General features: G+C 44.7%; 16 protein-coding genes. 12 read left to right on the top strand and 4 right to left on the bottom strand.

Annotated elements, in window-relative coordinates:
• The first annotated feature begins 161 nt into the window (after positions 1 to 161).
• From AC1DE7_RS07730 to AC1DE7_RS07720, 3 genes are all read left to right on the top strand, one after another.
• On the top strand, positions 162 to 1,166 hold the full coding sequence (locus tag AC1DE7_RS07730) for an aldo/keto reductase (RefSeq protein ID WP_074094841.1): 1,005 nt from the start codon (positions 162 to 164) through the stop codon (positions 1,164 to 1,166).
• 266 nt (positions 1,167 to 1,432) lie between these two features.
• Positions 1,433 to 3,025, top strand: coding sequence for an acyl-CoA synthetase MbcS (mbcS, locus tag AC1DE7_RS07725; RefSeq protein ID WP_477534076.1), 1,593 nt, complete (start codon positions 1,433 to 1,435; stop codon positions 3,023 to 3,025).
• Positions 3,026 to 3,263: 238 nt separating this feature from the next.
• Entirely contained in the window at positions 3,264 to 4,508 is a 1,245-nt protein-coding gene (locus tag AC1DE7_RS07720) for an aminopeptidase (RefSeq protein WP_477534075.1), read from the top strand.
• 96 nt (positions 4,509 to 4,604) lie between these two features.
• Here AC1DE7_RS07720 and AC1DE7_RS07715 read toward each other — a convergent pair whose 3' ends face one another.
• Positions 4,605 to 5,063 carry an AraC family transcriptional regulator gene (locus AC1DE7_RS07715; protein ID WP_477534074.1) on the bottom strand — a complete coding sequence of 153 codons (459 nt, stop codon included), beginning with the start codon at positions 5,061 to 5,063 and terminating at the stop codon, positions 4,605 to 4,607.
• Between the two features lie 166 nt (positions 5,064 to 5,229).
• Here AC1DE7_RS07715 and AC1DE7_RS07710 point away from each other — a divergent pair, with 166 nt between their 5' ends.
• The gene (locus tag AC1DE7_RS07710; protein WP_477534073.1) at positions 5,230 to 6,390 is read left to right on the top strand and encodes a leucine-rich repeat domain-containing protein; all 1,161 of its coding nucleotides are present in this window, start codon (positions 5,230 to 5,232) and stop codon (positions 6,388 to 6,390) included.
• 268 nt (positions 6,391 to 6,658) lie between these two features.
• On the opposite strand, the gene AC1DE7_RS07705 is transcribed toward AC1DE7_RS07710, so the two are convergent.
• Positions 6,659 to 7,291, bottom strand: coding sequence for a nitroreductase family protein (locus AC1DE7_RS07705; protein ID WP_477534072.1), 633 nt, complete (start codon positions 7,289 to 7,291; stop codon positions 6,659 to 6,661).
• 130 nt (positions 7,292 to 7,421) lie between these two features.
• On the opposite strand from AC1DE7_RS07705, the gene AC1DE7_RS07700 reads away from it, so the two are divergent.
• The gene (locus tag AC1DE7_RS07700; RefSeq protein ID WP_235193803.1) at positions 7,422 to 7,661 is read left to right on the top strand and encodes a hypothetical protein; all 240 of its coding nucleotides are present in this window, start codon (positions 7,422 to 7,424) and stop codon (positions 7,659 to 7,661) included.
• A gap of 134 nt (positions 7,662 to 7,795) precedes the next feature.
• Here the strand turns inward: AC1DE7_RS07700 and AC1DE7_RS07695 are convergent, their stop codons facing one another.
• Both AC1DE7_RS07695 and AC1DE7_RS07690 read right to left on the bottom strand, forming a co-directional pair.
• The gene (locus AC1DE7_RS07695) at positions 7,796 to 8,569 is read right to left on the bottom strand and encodes a M15 family metallopeptidase (RefSeq protein WP_340967278.1); all 774 of its coding nucleotides are present in this window, start codon (positions 8,567 to 8,569) and stop codon (positions 7,796 to 7,798) included.
• Positions 8,570 to 9,031: 462 nt separating this feature from the next.
• A complete protein-coding gene (locus tag AC1DE7_RS07690) occupies positions 9,032 to 9,394 on the bottom strand; it encodes an iron-sulfur cluster biosynthesis family protein (protein ID WP_336759844.1) in 363 nt (120 codons plus the stop codon).
• A gap of 168 nt (positions 9,395 to 9,562) precedes the next feature.
• Here AC1DE7_RS07690 and AC1DE7_RS07685 point away from each other — a divergent pair, with 168 nt between their 5' ends.
• The 7 genes from AC1DE7_RS07685 to AC1DE7_RS07655 all read left to right on the top strand — a co-directional run bounded on the left by AC1DE7_RS07685 (position 9,563) and on the right by AC1DE7_RS07655 (position 16,341).
• Complete coding sequence (locus tag AC1DE7_RS07685; RefSeq protein ID WP_477534071.1) at positions 9,563 to 10,147, top strand: TetR/AcrR family transcriptional regulator; 585 nt, start codon at positions 9,563 to 9,565, stop codon at positions 10,145 to 10,147.
• A gap of 132 nt (positions 10,148 to 10,279) precedes the next feature.
• Entirely contained in the window at positions 10,280 to 10,726 is a 447-nt protein-coding gene (locus AC1DE7_RS07680) for a nuclear transport factor 2 family protein (protein WP_477534070.1), read from the top strand.
• The gene (locus tag AC1DE7_RS07675; RefSeq protein ID WP_477534069.1) at positions 10,716 to 11,576 is read left to right on the top strand and encodes an ergot alkaloid biosynthesis protein; all 861 of its coding nucleotides are present in this window, start codon (positions 10,716 to 10,718) and stop codon (positions 11,574 to 11,576) included. Before AC1DE7_RS07680 ends, AC1DE7_RS07675 begins: the two co-directional genes overlap by 11 nt.
• Positions 11,577 to 11,796: 220 nt before the next feature.
• Entirely contained in the window at positions 11,797 to 12,771 is a 975-nt protein-coding gene (locus AC1DE7_RS07670) for an ABC transporter ATP-binding protein (RefSeq protein WP_477534068.1), read from the top strand.
• Positions 12,764 to 14,278, top strand: a complete 1,515-nt coding sequence (opuFB, locus tag AC1DE7_RS07665; RefSeq protein WP_477534067.1) for an osmoprotectant update ABC transporter permease/substrate-binding subunit OpuFB — start codon at positions 12,764 to 12,766, stop codon at positions 14,276 to 14,278. The genes AC1DE7_RS07670 and opuFB overlap by 8 nt, the downstream gene beginning before the upstream one ends.
• Positions 14,279 to 14,328: 50 nt before the next feature.
• A complete protein-coding gene (locus tag AC1DE7_RS07660) occupies positions 14,329 to 15,675 on the top strand; it encodes a dihydrolipoyl dehydrogenase family protein (RefSeq protein ID WP_477534066.1) in 1,347 nt (448 codons plus the stop codon).
• A 57-nt stretch (positions 15,676 to 15,732) separates the two neighbouring features.
• Positions 15,733 to 16,341, top strand: a complete 609-nt coding sequence (locus tag AC1DE7_RS07655; protein ID WP_036608539.1) for a DUF1349 domain-containing protein — start codon at positions 15,733 to 15,735, stop codon at positions 16,339 to 16,341.
• The last annotated feature ends 62 nt before the right edge of the window (positions 16,342 to 16,403 follow it).

Here is a 16,403-nt window from a genome sequence, read left to right as displayed (position 1 = left end):
TAACATACTAAATAGATAAAAAGATTAATTATTTAACATTAGTATATATAGATAACAATCATTATTCCATATGTTCAAAGTGAAATGCCATATCGTTTATCCAGGAAAATGTCTAAGATGAAAAGGAATTCAACAAACCTTACAGGAAAGTGAGAATAACGATGCCCTATACTGCGAGTGAACAACGATATGATGAAATGAAATATGTACGTTCCGGCAAATCCGGAATCAGACTTCCGCAAATTGCGCTGGGTCTATGGCAGAACTTTGGTGGCAACCGTACATTGGATATTCAGGAAGAAATGATTTTGCGTGCCTTTGACCTCGGAATTAACCATTTCGATCTGGCGAATAACTATGGTCCACCTCCAGGATCAGCGGAAGAGAACTTTGGCGTGATTTACAAAAAACATCTTCGTCCTTACCGGGATGAACTGCTTATCTCATCGAAGGCAGGCTACCATATGTGGAATGGACCTTACGGCGAGTGGGGCTCCCGCAAAAACCTGATTGCCAGTCTCGATCAAAGTCTTGGTCGGATGGGACTGGATTATGTAGACATTTTCTATCATCACCGTCCAGATCCGGACACGCCATTAGAAGAAACGATGACGGCGCTGGATCATATCGTGCGGCAAGGTAAAGCTCTGTATGTGGGCTTGTCCAATTATAATGCAGAACAGACACAAGAAGCGGTAACCATTCTTCGTCGTCTGGGTACGCCATGTCTGGTTCATCAGCCAAACTACTCGATGCTGAATCGCTGGATTGAAGACGGTCTGCAAGACGTACTGGATGAGCAGGGCGTAGGTTCCATTGCGTTCTGTCCACTCGGCCGCGGTCAGTTGACGAATAAATATGTCGACAAGATCAAGGAAGAACGAGCCAATCCAACAGGCAATTTGAAAAAAGAAGCATATACGGACGAACGGATTGCCAAGTTCGATGCACTTCAGGCGGTTGCGGAGCGAAGAGGTCAAACGATCTCCCAACTGGCTCTGAACTGGATTTTGCGTGGTAACCGTGTAACTTCTGCATTGATTGGGGCAAGCCGTGTGTCCCAGATTGAAGAAAATGTAGCTGCGCTCAGCGCACCGGATCTGACAACGGAAGAGTTGAATGAGATCGAAAGCATTTTGGACGGAATGGGTAATTATCCGTGGTAACATACACAGTACAGCTGTGTGAAAATTATAGTTAGGTAAAATTAATGTAATATAAATGAAGAATGAAAATGGCGCCTACCTGATCAATCAGGAAGGCGCCATTTTGTATATGTCATTTTCATTATAGGATAAGATCTATTATAATAGTTCATTAATTGACCTATGTTTATTTTTTCAGAATGAACCTAGTTCATAGCACCTGGTCCTAGGATTTAGGGTATAATATATAGAAGCTTTACAATTGAACTACGAAGGAGAGGCTCCATTTGAACTTTGAACAGTGGATTTCGCCTGAAAGCTATAACCTGACATCCGAGATGGAGAATCATCCATCAGAGCGGATTGCACTTAGATGGCTCAGCGATCAACGAGAGGTGGAAGAGATCACGTATGGTGATTTATTTAAGCAGGCGAATCGTCTTGCTGGAGGTCTGCGTGAACTTGGACTAGAGAAGGGTGATCGGGTGTTGGTCATGGTACCACGCCGTATTATTGCCTATGTCATTTATATTGCTTGTCTGAAACTGGGGATTGCCGTTATTCCTTCCTCCGAGATGTTACGGGCAAAAGATCTGGAATATCGTCTGCGTCACTCTGAGGCGCGGGCTGTTATTGTATGGTCCGAGACGACTTCAGAAGTACAAAAGATGGACGCGGATCTGCCGTCACTGGCACATCGCATCGTGGCATCACCGAATGGTGAAGTTGGCGTACCTGCTGAAGGTTGGGTCAATGTGCATCAGTTAATGCAGAATCAACCCGAAGAGATGGTTGCGGTGGAGACTCATCGTGATGATACGGCTATCCTTGCTTATACTTCGGGCACAACAGGTAATCCCAAAGGAGTTGTACATAGCCACGGTTGGGGATATGCCCACCTGCGGATCGCTTCTTCGTTATGGTTGGATATTCAACCTTCAGATACCGTATGGGCAACGGCTGCACCTGGCTGGCAAAAATGGATCTGGAGCCCGTTCCTGTCGGTACTCGGAAGAGGCGCGACTGGACTGGTCTACAATGGATCATTCCAGCCCAAGCGTTATCTGGAACTGATGCAGGAACATCAGATTAATGTCCTTTGCTGTACACCAACGGAATATCGGTTGATGGCCAAAGCCGATGATCTTGGACATTATGACCTGTCTCATCTGCGCAGTGCTGTTTCAGCGGGTGAACCGCTCAATCAGGAAGTCATTGAAATCTTCCAGCGTCACTTTGACCTGACTATTCGGGACGGATATGGACAGACCGAGAGCACGTTGTTAATCGGCAGTCTCAAAGATGCGCCTGTACGTATTGGCTCGATGGGTCAGTCGATTACACCTGGGTTGATTGAAATTATTGACGATGAGGGACAACCTGTGCCTCCGGGTGAAGTAGGAGATATCGCGGTACACAAAGAGATGCCAGCTTTGTTCCGGTCCTATTATCAGGATGAGGGACGGAAGGAAGCGAGTCAGCGTGGCGATTATTTTGTAACAGGGGACCGTGCGCGCAAAGACGAAGAAGGATACTTCTGGTTTGAAGGTCGCAGTGACGACATTATCATCAGTTCGGGTTACACGATTGGACCATTTGAAGTGGAAGAAGCACTCATGAAACACGCCAGTGTGAAGGAATGTGCGGTGGTTGCAAGTCCGGATGAAATCCGTGGCAATATTGTCAAAGCTTTTGTTGTGTTGAGAGACGATTCACTGGCTTCACCGGAACTGATGCGTGAACTACAACACCACGTCAAGGAAATCACAGCACCTTATAAATATCCACGTAAGATCGAATTTGTTACGGATCTGCCAAAGACCAACTCTGGTAAAATCCGCCGGATCGAGTTACGTGAACAAGAAAAACGTAATGGTTAGATCATTTTGTATAGATGAAATTTTAGATATTGTGCCTGCGTAGCGAAAGAGAAGGAGTCGATTCTGCAGAAGCGATAGCGGTCGTATTTGTCTCCGAATATTAACCTTTGAAAAATACGATGAAGAAAATTTGGAGACAACGACGATCTAAAGAACGATCCTTCGCTGTAAAGGCCACTCAACAGATCCCAAGTATGCAAACCATGCCATAATATATGAAACAGGAGTGAACACAACCATGAGTCAATTTGAACAGACCTTTGAAAAGTCATTGGAACAATACGCAGAACTAGTTGTTAAAGTTGGCGTGAATATTCAAAAAGGACAGGATCTGCTCGTCACTGCACCGATCGAAACGCTTGAATTCACACGTCTCATTGTGCAAAAAGCCTATGCGGCTGGTGCCAACTATGTACAAGTGGACTTCGATGACGACAACATTACCCGCAGTCGTTTTGAGCATGGTTCCAATGACAGCTTTGACTACTATCCAGCCTGGAAAGCGGATATGATGGAGAAGTTTGCAGAAGCAGGCGGCGCTACCCTGACGATTAAAGTTCCAGATCCTGAACTGTATAACGGAATTGACTCCGACAGCGTTTCCCGTGCTACCAAGGCAGCTGCACACGCACGTCGCGGATATGCCAAATACACACGCAACCATGAAATTAGCTGGTGTCTGATCAAGGCCCCGACCAAGGCTTGGGCGAACAAAGTATTTGCCGACATCCCGGAAGAAGACCGAATCAACGTGATGTGGGAAACCATCTTCAAAATGAACCGTGTAGATGGCGGAGACGCCGTACAAAATTGGAGAGAACATCTGGATACCTTGAATAATATGAGTGATCTTCTGAACAAAAAGAACTATAAGAGCCTGCATTACCGTGCGCCAGGTACAGACTTGAAAATTGAATTGGTCCACAACCACATCTGGGGTGGCGGTGGTAGCGAAAATAAACAAGGCGTATACACGGTTGCCAACATGCCGACAGAAGAAGTATTCACCATGCCTAAGCGCAGTGGAGTGAATGGGTATGTCAGCAGCACAATGCCTTTGAACCTGAACGGGCAACTGGTAGACCAGATGAGAATCACATTCAAGGATGGACAGGTTGTAGCGTTTACGGCAGCATCCGGTGAAGAGCATTTGAAGAACCTGTTTGCCACCGATGAAGGTGCACGTTATCTGGGAGAGGTCGCACTCGTACCACATGACTCCCCAATCTCCAACCTGAATCGTATTTTCTACAATACGGGTATTGATGAGAATGCATCTTGCCACTTGGCTGTGGGAAGTGCGTATCCATTCAATATGAAAGATGGCACAACCATGTCAAATGAAGAGTTACTGAAGCATGAGTGCAATGTGAGCTTGACTCACGTTGATTTCATGATCGGTTCCGCTGAACTGGATATCGATGGTGAGTTACAAGACGGTACAATCGAGCCGGTATTCCGTAAAGGCAACTGGGCATTTTAATATCTTAACAAGTCTTAACTAGCTAGTAGTAACAGTCGTTAACAAAAAAAGTGACTTCAACCTGAAGTCACTTTTTTTGTTTCCTCGTAACATGAATTACACGAGTTTTACAGGCACACATATTTCGCAATAATGCTGATTAAGCAGTTCCCAACGATATCGTTCTATAACCGGCTTGTTATCCATCCGATAACCACTTGTTTGTAAATGAGGGATGATCAGATTCCATGCCTGCTGAATAGCTTCTGCCGTATGTCTCACCTTGCAGATGAGATAATCTCCGCCTAATAACTCGCCAATCTCAACAAACTCATCTTCCAGACGTTCAGATTCAGTGATAACAATACAAGCATCATATCTGCAGTTCTGAGGAGGTGTGGTAGTTGGGTCATTTTGTGGAATACCGAATAAAATTGCTGATTCATGAAGCAGTTGTTTTTTGTCTGCCCATTGTTTCAGCGTATTCATCGCTTGAGCATTGGCTGGACCATAAGGACCGACTTGTCGAACATAGGCGATACGATACGATGGGAGGTTTTCGATAACCATTTCCATGAAAATCTTCCTCTCTGTACGATTTCTCTTACATATTGGATGCTAACATGGTATAAAAGAATTTGCTTAGGTAATTGTTGAATCACGGCGACGAAACTCATAGAATAGTGATAATATGTTGGAAGACTGTTCCAATAGAGCGAAAATAGAGGGGGAGGCGTTAGACATGGATATTACTTATGCCTTCACGGATGAACATTTCAGGAAAGTTGTGTTGGATCGTTTTTGTGAGCAGCGGGATTTCATCCAGGAGAGTGACGTTTGTGAGGTTGAGATATTAGAACTCTCAAATCACAATATTAGCAATCTTGATGGAATCGAGTATTTCAGGGGTCTTCAAGAGCTGGATTGTGCCTATAATCAATTGACCGGTTTGGATCTAGCTCAGAATCACAAGCTGAGGATATTACGTTGCAGAGAGAATCAGCTTCTTACACTGGACCTCCGCTCCAATTCGGAATTGCAGGTGCTGGATTGCAGTTTTAATCGACTTCGCAAATTGGATCTTTCTCATAATTCCAAACTTATAACGGTGGAGTGTCATTGGAATATGTTGTCGGAGCTGGCTTCGGAGCCCCTTGAGCAGTTGGAGGAACTTAGTTGCAGTTATAACGCTCTTTTCTCACTTGAACTTGAACACAATAAACAACTGCGGCGACTTGATTGCGCCAACAATTACATGTTGGAACTTGATGTAACAAGTTGTCCAAACTTGATTGAACTTCGTTGTAACCACAACCATATCAAACAGTTGGATTTTCGTTCAAATATAGTTTTAGAGAGTGTCCGTTGTTTTAACAACCATATTAGCAAGCTGGATATTCGCCATAACGTACAACTGAGAGAGTTGTACTGTTCCGAGAACAAATTAAACGAGTTGGATTATAGCGCTAATCCCAAGCTGGAAAGACTGCAGTATGCAGATAATCTAATGTTTGAATCCAATCATGAAGTTCCCGGTATGGGGTTGTTTCAGTATGACGTCTCGATGTCCAACTATCAGATGAGCTTACTTATTCAGGATAAAGAACTGGTAGTCACTGCACAGGTTTCAACCAAGACAGAGATGGAAGCCTTATCCTCATATATGGAAGAGACGTGGAAACGGTGGGACATGCTTGGTGAGCAGGCACTTAAAACCATTGCCGAGGCTCATCCGGACGAAGATATCAATACATTGATTTTGGCTGATGCAGAATTTCAAGGAGATCAATATTTCCGATTGGGTTATGATGCGGGGGATACACCTGCTGGTCGACTGTACATATATGCGGAGTTTGACGATGAATTTCACATGTTGGATACGTTGATCTATGAAACGTATTAAAGCCACGAGATCGTGGCTTTTTTGTTGTGTTGAACTAAAGATTATTTACACTGACACTACGATGACAGAACAACCTTCCAATCGCTGTTATCCCAGATTTTAATTCCATTCCTTTTCTAAAGGGGAAAATCCGGGGATAGCGTTTGCTTCCGATGCAGCTTTCTTTCAGAAAGCTTTTAGGCGAACGCTTCGCTTTTTCAGGTTTTTTCTGTCCTCTCCGTTATCGTGTAAATGTTAGTTCAACTTATATAATTTGTTATATTATATGTTATTCAGCGTGCATTTTGTTAAAGCTAACATATTCGTTAATCGGTTTACGGTAACCGCGTGGGCGCTGTTTGGCTTCCGACTTTTTGCCGATGGTGATCAGCATAACGGGTACGTAATGGTTAGGGATTTCCAGACTCCGTTGCAGTTCTTCCGAGTCAAAACCAATCATTGGACAAGTGTCCCAACCGCGATCCTGAGCGATCAGCATCAATTGCATGGCAGACAGGCTGGCATTGCGAATCGCATCCTCACGTTGGAAGAATCTGCCACGAGATTCGTAAAACTCGGTGACACTTTGGGATTCCTGCTCGTATTGGAACGGAGTAAGAGCGCCCAGGTTCAGCAGGCCTTCGTTAATAGTACGGATATGATGATGCGCATTGACGTCGCCCAATACCACGATGACCGCAGAAGCTGTTTTTACCTTATATTGCTGGGAAGCTTCATAGACTTTCTCTTTCTGTTCCTCGTCTTTAATTACAAGATAGTGCGTGTGTTGTAGGTTAAAGGCAGATGGTGCAAATTTATTCAGGGCAAACATTTCTTGCAGTTCCGAATCCGAAATTTCAATTCCTTCTTCAAAAATAACGGCCGATCTACGGTTTTTGACTAGATTCTCCAACGAACTCATGGTAGTTTCCCTCGCTTATGTATGATTTATAAACTGACTATAACACACTTAGTTACTTTATGTAAGTATTATTTTAGAATAAGACAAGGATTGTCTGCCATACGCTAAAATAAAACACTAGAGGTGATTCATGAAAGCATTGATCGCAAGGTATATGGGAGGACATGACCCTCATGAATTTCGGGTATATGTGATCCAATCTTCGACGTTAAAACGTTTTGTAGTCGTGGAGATTATTCTAGGCCCTATCGTGTACAATGTCGCACTTTATTTGTGCCATAATGTAATACTTGCTGGAGTAGGCTCTTGGGCTGGAACAGAAGGTCTGAAGAGACTGCCACTGGTCTTTAGAAAAATCGTTGGGACATGATGAAGTGTGTAAATGAAAAATTGAAGCAGAAGAGGGCCAGTTGCGGCCCCATCTTCTCCTTCAGTCATGTTATCTATAGTCACTCTTCTTTTATCTAATCACATAACTGTCTACGCTTTGGGTTCAAACCTGCCTTATTTGGCACGTTCCAAATACTGCTCTAGCGTAAGTTTCTGGTTGGTAATCTCACCAGCAATATATACCCCTACATAACGTACATGCCATGGCTCATAGGAGTAACCAGTCAATTTCTCCTGATCTTTGCCATAACGGATGATGAAACCGTACTTGTGGGCATTGGCTTTCAGCCATTTGCCTTCTTTGGTGTTGCCAAAGCTTTGCTGAAGATCATAACCAGCCGAAGCGCTGGAGATATCCATAGCTAGACCGGTCTGATGTTCGCTTTGTCCTGGCCGAGCACTTGTTTTATTGGCAACAGCTTCACCTTTGATGCTGGCATTACGGTCAAAGATTGATTTCTGGGTCGCATAAGAGCGATAGCCAGACACCGCTTTGATATCGATGCCGTCTTTTTTGGCAGCCGCAAATAGTTTCTCTAGCGCTGTTGCAGCTACTTTACGCATTTGTTTCTTCGGACTGGAACCTGAGAAGCTAAAAGGAATATTAGGTACAACCAAATCTTGAGGTGCATAAGTTGAAGGCAGATTTCTCTTTTTATTGACAAGCACAACTGTACTGGACACATTGGTCACAGTTGCCACATTTTTAATCGTTTTGATCGTACGACCAGGTGCATTATCATGCAGAAATTGAGTGAAGCTGGAGCTTGCCGCAGACGCGACGGGATTCAGGCTAGAAGTGATGGGAAACGTAGTAAAGGCAGAACCTGCTACAACAGAGCCTACGAGAATTGTAGATATGATGGATTTACGAGTAAAAGATTTCATGATGTGTGTTCCTCCTCGAAATATATGAATCTATATACCGAGTATACTAGAGGATTATATCCATAGGTTCTCCAATTGTTTCCGAGTTGTAAACAAAGTTTGCTATATAAGTTGAACCAAAGATATTTAAACTGGACACTACGATGACAGAACAACCTTCCGATCGCTGTTATCCCCAGATTTTTTGAATTCCCCTTATAGGGGGAAATCCGGGGATAGCGTATGCTTCCGATGCAGCTTTCTTTCAGAAAGCTTTTAGGCGAACACTTTCGTTTCTTCAGGTTTTTTCTGTCCTCTCCGTTTCGTGTAAATGTTTAGTTCATCTTTTATAGAGTCTTTTTTGCAACTCTGATAGAGGCATATAAGGAAAAGAACGGTAAAAAAGCCGTTGCATCTAATGCAACGGCTTTTTGTTGTAAAGAGAGATAATGCTAGATTACTTCAAGTATGCTGGAGACTGTGTTATAGCATGCAGGCGTCGGATCCACCGGAGCTTCCCGCAGTTACTGCACGGGTGTCACGAACGCGAACGTTGGCGCTGAGCACACCAGAATCACTGCTTAGTTTGAAAGAAGGATAATTCTCTTCTGTATCCAGCTTCATGTGTTGCTCTAGGTTCAGCTGCTGCTTCGGATCAACATAGAACGGAACCAGATTGGTTTCAATCTGTGCGTCGAGAGTCGCAAGTTCATCAACAATGATAATAGCGATAACTCCGTTACATCCGCAACCTTCCAAGTCATAGATCACTTTGAAATATCCAGGTTGGTCATTCAGGCTTTCCGTCAATCGTTTTGCAGCCAAATCTGTAATTTGAATATACATATAGGTACACTCCTTTATATGTGGTCATGGTTGGTAAATAGTAAAAGAATTCATTCAGCTTCTATTCCCATTATACCACTTTGGCAAAAATCAAAGCATTTATTTTCTTGACTGATCAGTCTGGAAAAGGTATTCTTTAGTTAATGAATAGGGAGGTGAGGTCTTAAATTGGGAAGAGCCAAGGAGTTCGACACGGAGAGCGTTCTAAGAAAAGCAACGTCTGTATTTGGAGCGTACGGTTATGAAGGTACATCTTTGAGCTTACTGCTGAGTGAACTTGGCATTGCGCGGCAAAGCCTGTATGACACCTACGGAACTAAACATGATTTATTTGTCTCTGCTCTTAAATTCTATATTCAGCAGAAGACAGAGGCGGGGATCAGACTATTAAATGAATGTACAAATGTGAGGCAAGGCGTGACGGAGTTGTTCAACGAAGCGGTTAACGTGTTGACAGACAACGATCGTCGTAATGAATGTTTCATCATTAATAGCGCGGTTGAACAGGCACCACAAAATCACGAAATCGCGGCCTTTATTCAAACCACTAACCAACAAATGGAAGATGTTTTCCATACTGCGCTGTTACGAGGCCAGAGGAGTGGCGAATTGAGGCATGCAAAGGAAGAATTGCCCGGGCTTGCCCGTTTTCTGAATTATTCCCGACTCTCATTGACCTTTACAGCGAAGAGCGGTGCAAGCGCAGAAGCGCTACGAGATTTTGTACAGATGACCCTAAGGGCTTTGGATTAACGTTTTACATGATTTGAGTAAGAATTCTTTACGTTTTCTTGAAAATGGACGCTTAAGGCGTTTATTTTTTGACTATTATAGACCGATTGGTCTGGAAAAAGAACACGAAACAAACTGAAGGAGGAAATAAGGATGACACAATCTCAGCAGTTGGAAGCGGGCAATAGTATACCGTATTGGATCATGCATGGATTTACTCAATTGCTACTGGAGGGAAAACTAGAACAATGGTTGGAGCTATATACATCTGACGCTATTTTCGAATTCCCATATGCACCAGCAGGATATCCTCAGAAACTGGAAGGCAAAGCCGCAATTACGAATCATCTTCATAATCTACTGGGGATGATTGAAATTCAGCAGTTTTCTGAACCGGTGATCTTGGCTGATTCCACGAAACAACAGTTTGTGGCTGAATTTACTTGTAAAGGGCGTTCATTAGTTACAGGCAAGCTATACAACCAAACGTACATCTCTGTAGTGAGCCACTCTAATGGAAAAATTACACATTATAAAGACTATTGGAATCCGATGGTCGTACTTGAATCGGACTTAGGAGGAAACAAGCATGATCAATGATAAACTGTTGACACTTATTACCGGAGCTAATGGAAAGACAGGAAGCCGTGTTGGGGCCATACTTCAAAAGCATCATTATCCGGTGCGTTTGGCAGGAAGAACTAAACCATCTCTTTCTGGTTCTGCCGATAATTATGTCTATTTTGATTGGTATGATTCCGAGACATATGCGCTGGCGCTGAAAAATGTGAATCAGGTGTACCTTGTCATGCCAGTCATGGATATGAACCCAGAAGACGTCATCATTCCGTTCATCAAGGAAGCATTGTGGAACGGCGTTAAGCGATTCGTTTTACTTGGCAGTGCTTCAATTGATGAAGAGGGTCCTATATTTGGCAAAGTACATCAGTATATAAAAGCCCATGCTCCTGAGTGGGCTGTATTACAGCCTTCCTATTTTATGGAGAACTTTACGGAGGGACCGCATAGGGGGACGATGAAACAACTCGGGAAAATATACAGTGCTACGGGTGACGGGAAAATTGGATTTGTTAGTGCAGATGATATCGCGGCAGTTGCGTTCCATGCTCTGACGGATATTGTTCCTCATAATACGGAGCACATCATTACAGGGCCGGAGACGTTGTCCTATGGACAGGTTGCAGACGTCTTGAGCCGTGTACTGGGTCAGTCCATTCAGCATGAATCTTTGTCCGATGATGAATTGAGGAACAGCATGATTCGCGCAGGAATGTCAGAAGAATACGCTGCTGCCCTCGCAGGCCTGGATGTGCCTATCCGGGAGGAGGGGAGAGAAGATCAAACGACGGATACGGTGAAAAAATTAACGGGGAATAACCCGATTTCATTCGAGCAATTTATTCAGAATCATATGGAAGTATGGAAATAATGGAAGAAACATTTTCATATTATGAGAAGACGGTGCCTAGTGCCCGTCTTTTTGCATGTCTACCAGCATGTTGACATCGTTGATTCGAATATGGATCTCTCCCTAACAAGGGACACTAAGGAAAGCAGTGATTATACGAACACACTTTTGGGGAAATAGATGAAGATGAATGTTAGGGCGTGTCTGAAACACGCCCTAGATAAAGGGGCGAAGAGAGCGAATGATTCAGTTCGAAAATGTATCAAAACAATATCCTGATGGAACAACGGCTTTGCGTCAGGTTAACCTCAACATTAACAAGGGAGAACTGTTTGTCATGATTGGTCCGAGTGGATGTGGCAAAACCACCATGCTCAAAATGATCAATCGCCTGATTGAGCGAACAGATGGAACAGTGCGTATTAATGAACGCCCAATCGATGAATACAACATTCACGAGTTGCGCTGGAATATCGGATATGTGCTGCAACAGATTGCACTATTCCCGCATATGACAATTGCCGAAAATATCGCAGTTGTTCCTGAACTGCGAAAGTGGAAGTCAGATCAAATCAAGGTGCGTGTACATACGTTACTGGACATGGTTGGTTTGCACGGAGATACATACAGTGAGCGTAAACCGTCCGAGTTATCCGGAGGACAACAGCAGAGAATTGGTGTGTTGCGTGCACTCGCTGCCGATCCCGAGATAGTTTTGATGGATGAACCGTTCAGTGCACTCGATCCAATGAGTCGGGAGAAATTACAGGACGATATTCTGGATATCCAGCGTCAGATGAAAAAAACAATTGTGTTTGTCACCCATGATATTCAGGAAGCGATGAAGCTGGGGGATCGCATCTGCATTATGAAGGATGGACAGGTTTTGCAGGTAGGCACCCCGGAAGAACTGATCCGACAGCCAGCTAATGACTTCGTACGTGAATTTGTTGGAAGTCCTAACACCGATACGAGTTCACAATCTGATTTTGATCTCGAATCCATCATGTCACCACTCTCACCGGGTCATGTGCCAAAATCAGCCAAAACTGCCGTTCCTGTATCCATTACGTTAACGGAATTAGTTGATATCATGGCTTCCCATGACCATCTGCTGGTTGAACGTAACCGCCAGATTATTGGCGAGATCAGTCGAGTTGATCTGATGAAATACTGGTCTGGTCAGTTACAGGAACGAGGTGAAGGACATGAATAGATTCACGGAGGTGTTCAGTGAGCGCAAAGGTCAGTTGTTGTCTGCTCTGCTGGAACATGTTCAGATCTCATTTATCGCATTGTTCTTTGCTGTCCTCATCGCTATTCCGCTTGGTATATACCTTACACGCAAACCAAGAGTGGCTGAACCAATTATCGGGGTTACGGCTGTGTTGCAGACGATACCTTCCTTGGCGCTTCTCGGATTGCTCATCCCGTTATTCGGCATAGGCACACTTCCTGCAATCATTGCACTGGTGGTGTATGCGCTGCTTCCGGTACTCCGCAACACGTACACAAGCATATCCGAAGTTGATCCTTCCATGGTCGAAGCGGCGAATGCGATGGGCATGAATAGTTGGCAACGTCTAATCAAAGTGGAACTGCCACTGGCAATGCCTGTCATTATGGCCGGAATTCGGACCGCGATGGTGCTTATTGTAGGAACGGCGACACTTGCTGCCTTGATCGGCGCAGGAGGTTTGGGTGCATTAATCTTGCTGGGCATTGATCGGAACGATACGGAACTGATCATTCTTGGAGCCATTCCGGCTGCCTTGCTGGCTATTTTGTTTGATGCACTATTGCGTCAGTTCCAGCGGTTATCCTTTAAGAAAACATTGGTTACCCTTGGTTCGCTGGCAATAATCGCGATACTTGTGATTACCATTCCCTTCGTGGCACGTGGTGGTCAGAAGGATCTCGTCATTTCCGGGAAATTGGGGGCGGAACCCGAAATTCTCATTAATATGTACAAATTGTTAATCGAAAAAGACACAGACCTGACCGTTGAACTAAAACCCGGATTGGGCAAAACGCCATTCCTTTTCAATGCACTCAAGTCGGGTGATATTGACATCTATCCCGAATTCACGGGGACAGCGATCTCCGAATTCATGAAGGAAACGGCTGTGAGTACGGATCGAACAGAGGTCTACGAACAAGCAAGAGACGGAATGTTAAGCCAGTTCAACATGGTGCTGCTGAACCCAATGGATTACAACAATACGTATACGTTGGCCGTTCCAAAGAACATCGCAGATCAATACAATCTCAAGACCATTTCGGATCTCAAACCGGTTGAACAGCAGATCAAAGCAGGATTCACACTTGAATTCTCGGATCGGGAAGACGGATACCTTGGCATACAGAAAAAGTATGGGATTGAATTCCCGAACGTTGCAACAATGGAACCCAAGCTTCGCTATGGTGCTCTTCAGCGCGGAGATATTAATCTCGTTGATGCTTACTCCACCGACAGTGAGTTGAGACAATATGAACTCGTTGTGCTGGAGGATGATCAGGAGTTATTTCCACCGTATCAAGGCGCGCCGATGCTTCGTCAAGAAACGGCAGATCAATATCCACAACTGGTTGAGGTGCTGAATCAGCTTGCTGGGAAAATTACGGATGATGAGATGCGTCAGATGAACTATGACGTGAACGTAGAGGGAGAGAATCCTGAACAGGTTGCAGCAGAGTACCTTAAACAGGCTGGATTGCTGTAACTTCAGGCATCCCTGCAATAGATGCACCAAAAGGATGAGGAGGAACCATGATGACACAAGAAACGTATGACTTGATTGCAATTGGAACAGGAAGCGCGGCAAGCTCTGTTATCACCCGTTGCGCTGAAGCTGGCTGGAGAGTTGCTGTAATTGATGAACGTGAGTTCGGCGGAACGTGTGCACTGCGTGGCTGTGATCCCAAGAAAGTGCTGGCTGGAGCGGCTGAGCTGATTGACTGGAATGAACGGATGCAAGGGAAAGGAATTCAGGGACAGGCGACCATCAACTGGTCTGAACTTATGGCCTTTAAACGCACCTTTACCGAGAGCATACCTAGAGCAAGTGAAGATCAATTCAAACAGGCCGGAATGGATACGTTCCATGGTAAAGCTTCATTTGTCGATGAAAATCATATTCGAGTTGGTGAAGAAGTTCTCCATGGGAAACACATTCTGATTGCTACCGGTGCAAGACCTGCGCCACTTGAGATTGAGGGCTCGGAGCATCTTATATATAGTGATGACTTTCTGGATCTGGAACAGTTGCCGGATCGTTTAGTTCTGGTAGGCGGCGGATACATTGCATTTGAGTTTGCGCATATTGCGGCCAGAGCCGGGACGGAAGTCCATATCCTGCATCGGAGTGAACAGCCTCTGAAGTCGTTTGATGTGGAGCTTGTAGAATCTTTGTTGCAAAAATCAAAAGAGATCGGCATTCATGTTCACTTGAACGCGGAGGTGAAGTCCATACGGCAAGAGGGGAACGCCTATGTCGTTCATGGCACACGTAATGGTGCAGATCACCAGTGGCAGTGCGGACTTGTCGTTCATGGAGCCGGGCGTGTTCCTAATGTGGATGGGCTGGAATTGGAGAAAGCCAACGTCAGCTACAGCAAAAAGGGGATTACGGTGAACGAGTACTTGCAAAGTGAAAGTAATCCGAGAGTGTATGCTGCTGGCGATGTAACGGATACTAAAGGGTTGCCTTTAACCCCGTTAGCAGGTCAGGAATCCCGGGCTGTATCGTTCAATTTGTTGGAGGGAAATCAACACAAACCTAATTATAAGGTGATGCCTTCCATTGTGTTTACTGTCCCTGCCCTTGGAGCTGTAGGTATGAGCACGGAACAAGCCAAAAAAGAGGGCTACGAGGTGCAGGTAAATGATATGTCGAAATGGTATACTTACAAGCGAACTCATGAAAAATTTGCCATGGCCAAAGTGGTGATCGATAAATCAACCGGGCGTATTCTGGGCGCGCATGTGCTCGGGAGCAAAACAGAAGAATTGATTAACCTTTTTGCAATGGCGATTCAGTTCAATCTGACTATCGATCAGTTAAACACCATGAATTTTGCATATCCTACTGCTGCATCGGATCTGGGTTCTTTAATTTAGAAGTGATGAAGTGAGGATGGACCCCCCTTTGGGACGGAAGAAAGGATGAAAATAACGATGTCATCGGATTTTATTGGGCTTCATGAAGGCAAGTGGACTAAGGAACCCGTTGCTGCACGGATGGATGGGGATCGTTTCGTTGTGGAAGCTCGGGAAGGCAGTGACTTTTGGGAGAACACATTCTACGGGTTCTGTCATCGGGATGGACACGCCATGCTTGCTCCATGGGACGGAACGGAAGCGATTGAGGTATCGTTTGATCTAAGCTCATTCACCGAATTATATGATCAAGCGGGATTAATGTTATGGTACGGAGAAGACCAATGGATCAAGGCCGGAGTTGAGGTCAATGATGGTGTGGCACATGTTGGAGCCGTCGTGACGGATACATATTCGGATTGGTCACTCTCTCCTGTGCCAGAGTGGGGTGGACGAATCGTAACAATCAGAGCCTCCTACAGTAATGAGGCTGTTGTCATTCGTGCACGCACAGATGAGCATCCTTGGCGTACGATTCGGGTTGCACGGTTTGCCTATCCAACGAACAAACATGCAGGTCCATTTCTGTGTTCACCAAAGCGTGCAGGGTTCGAGGTAGCCTTTACCAAGTGGAGATCCACGACACCCGATCAAGACTTGCATACAGATCCGCCGATTACAGATTAAAACAAGTTAAGATGCACGATAAACAATAAAACATGAACAGGTGTATCTGGCTTAGAAAGCAA

This window comes from Paenibacillus sp. 10L310, from assembly GCF_056395745.1.
This window is presented reverse-complemented; position numbering and strand designations above follow the sequence as displayed.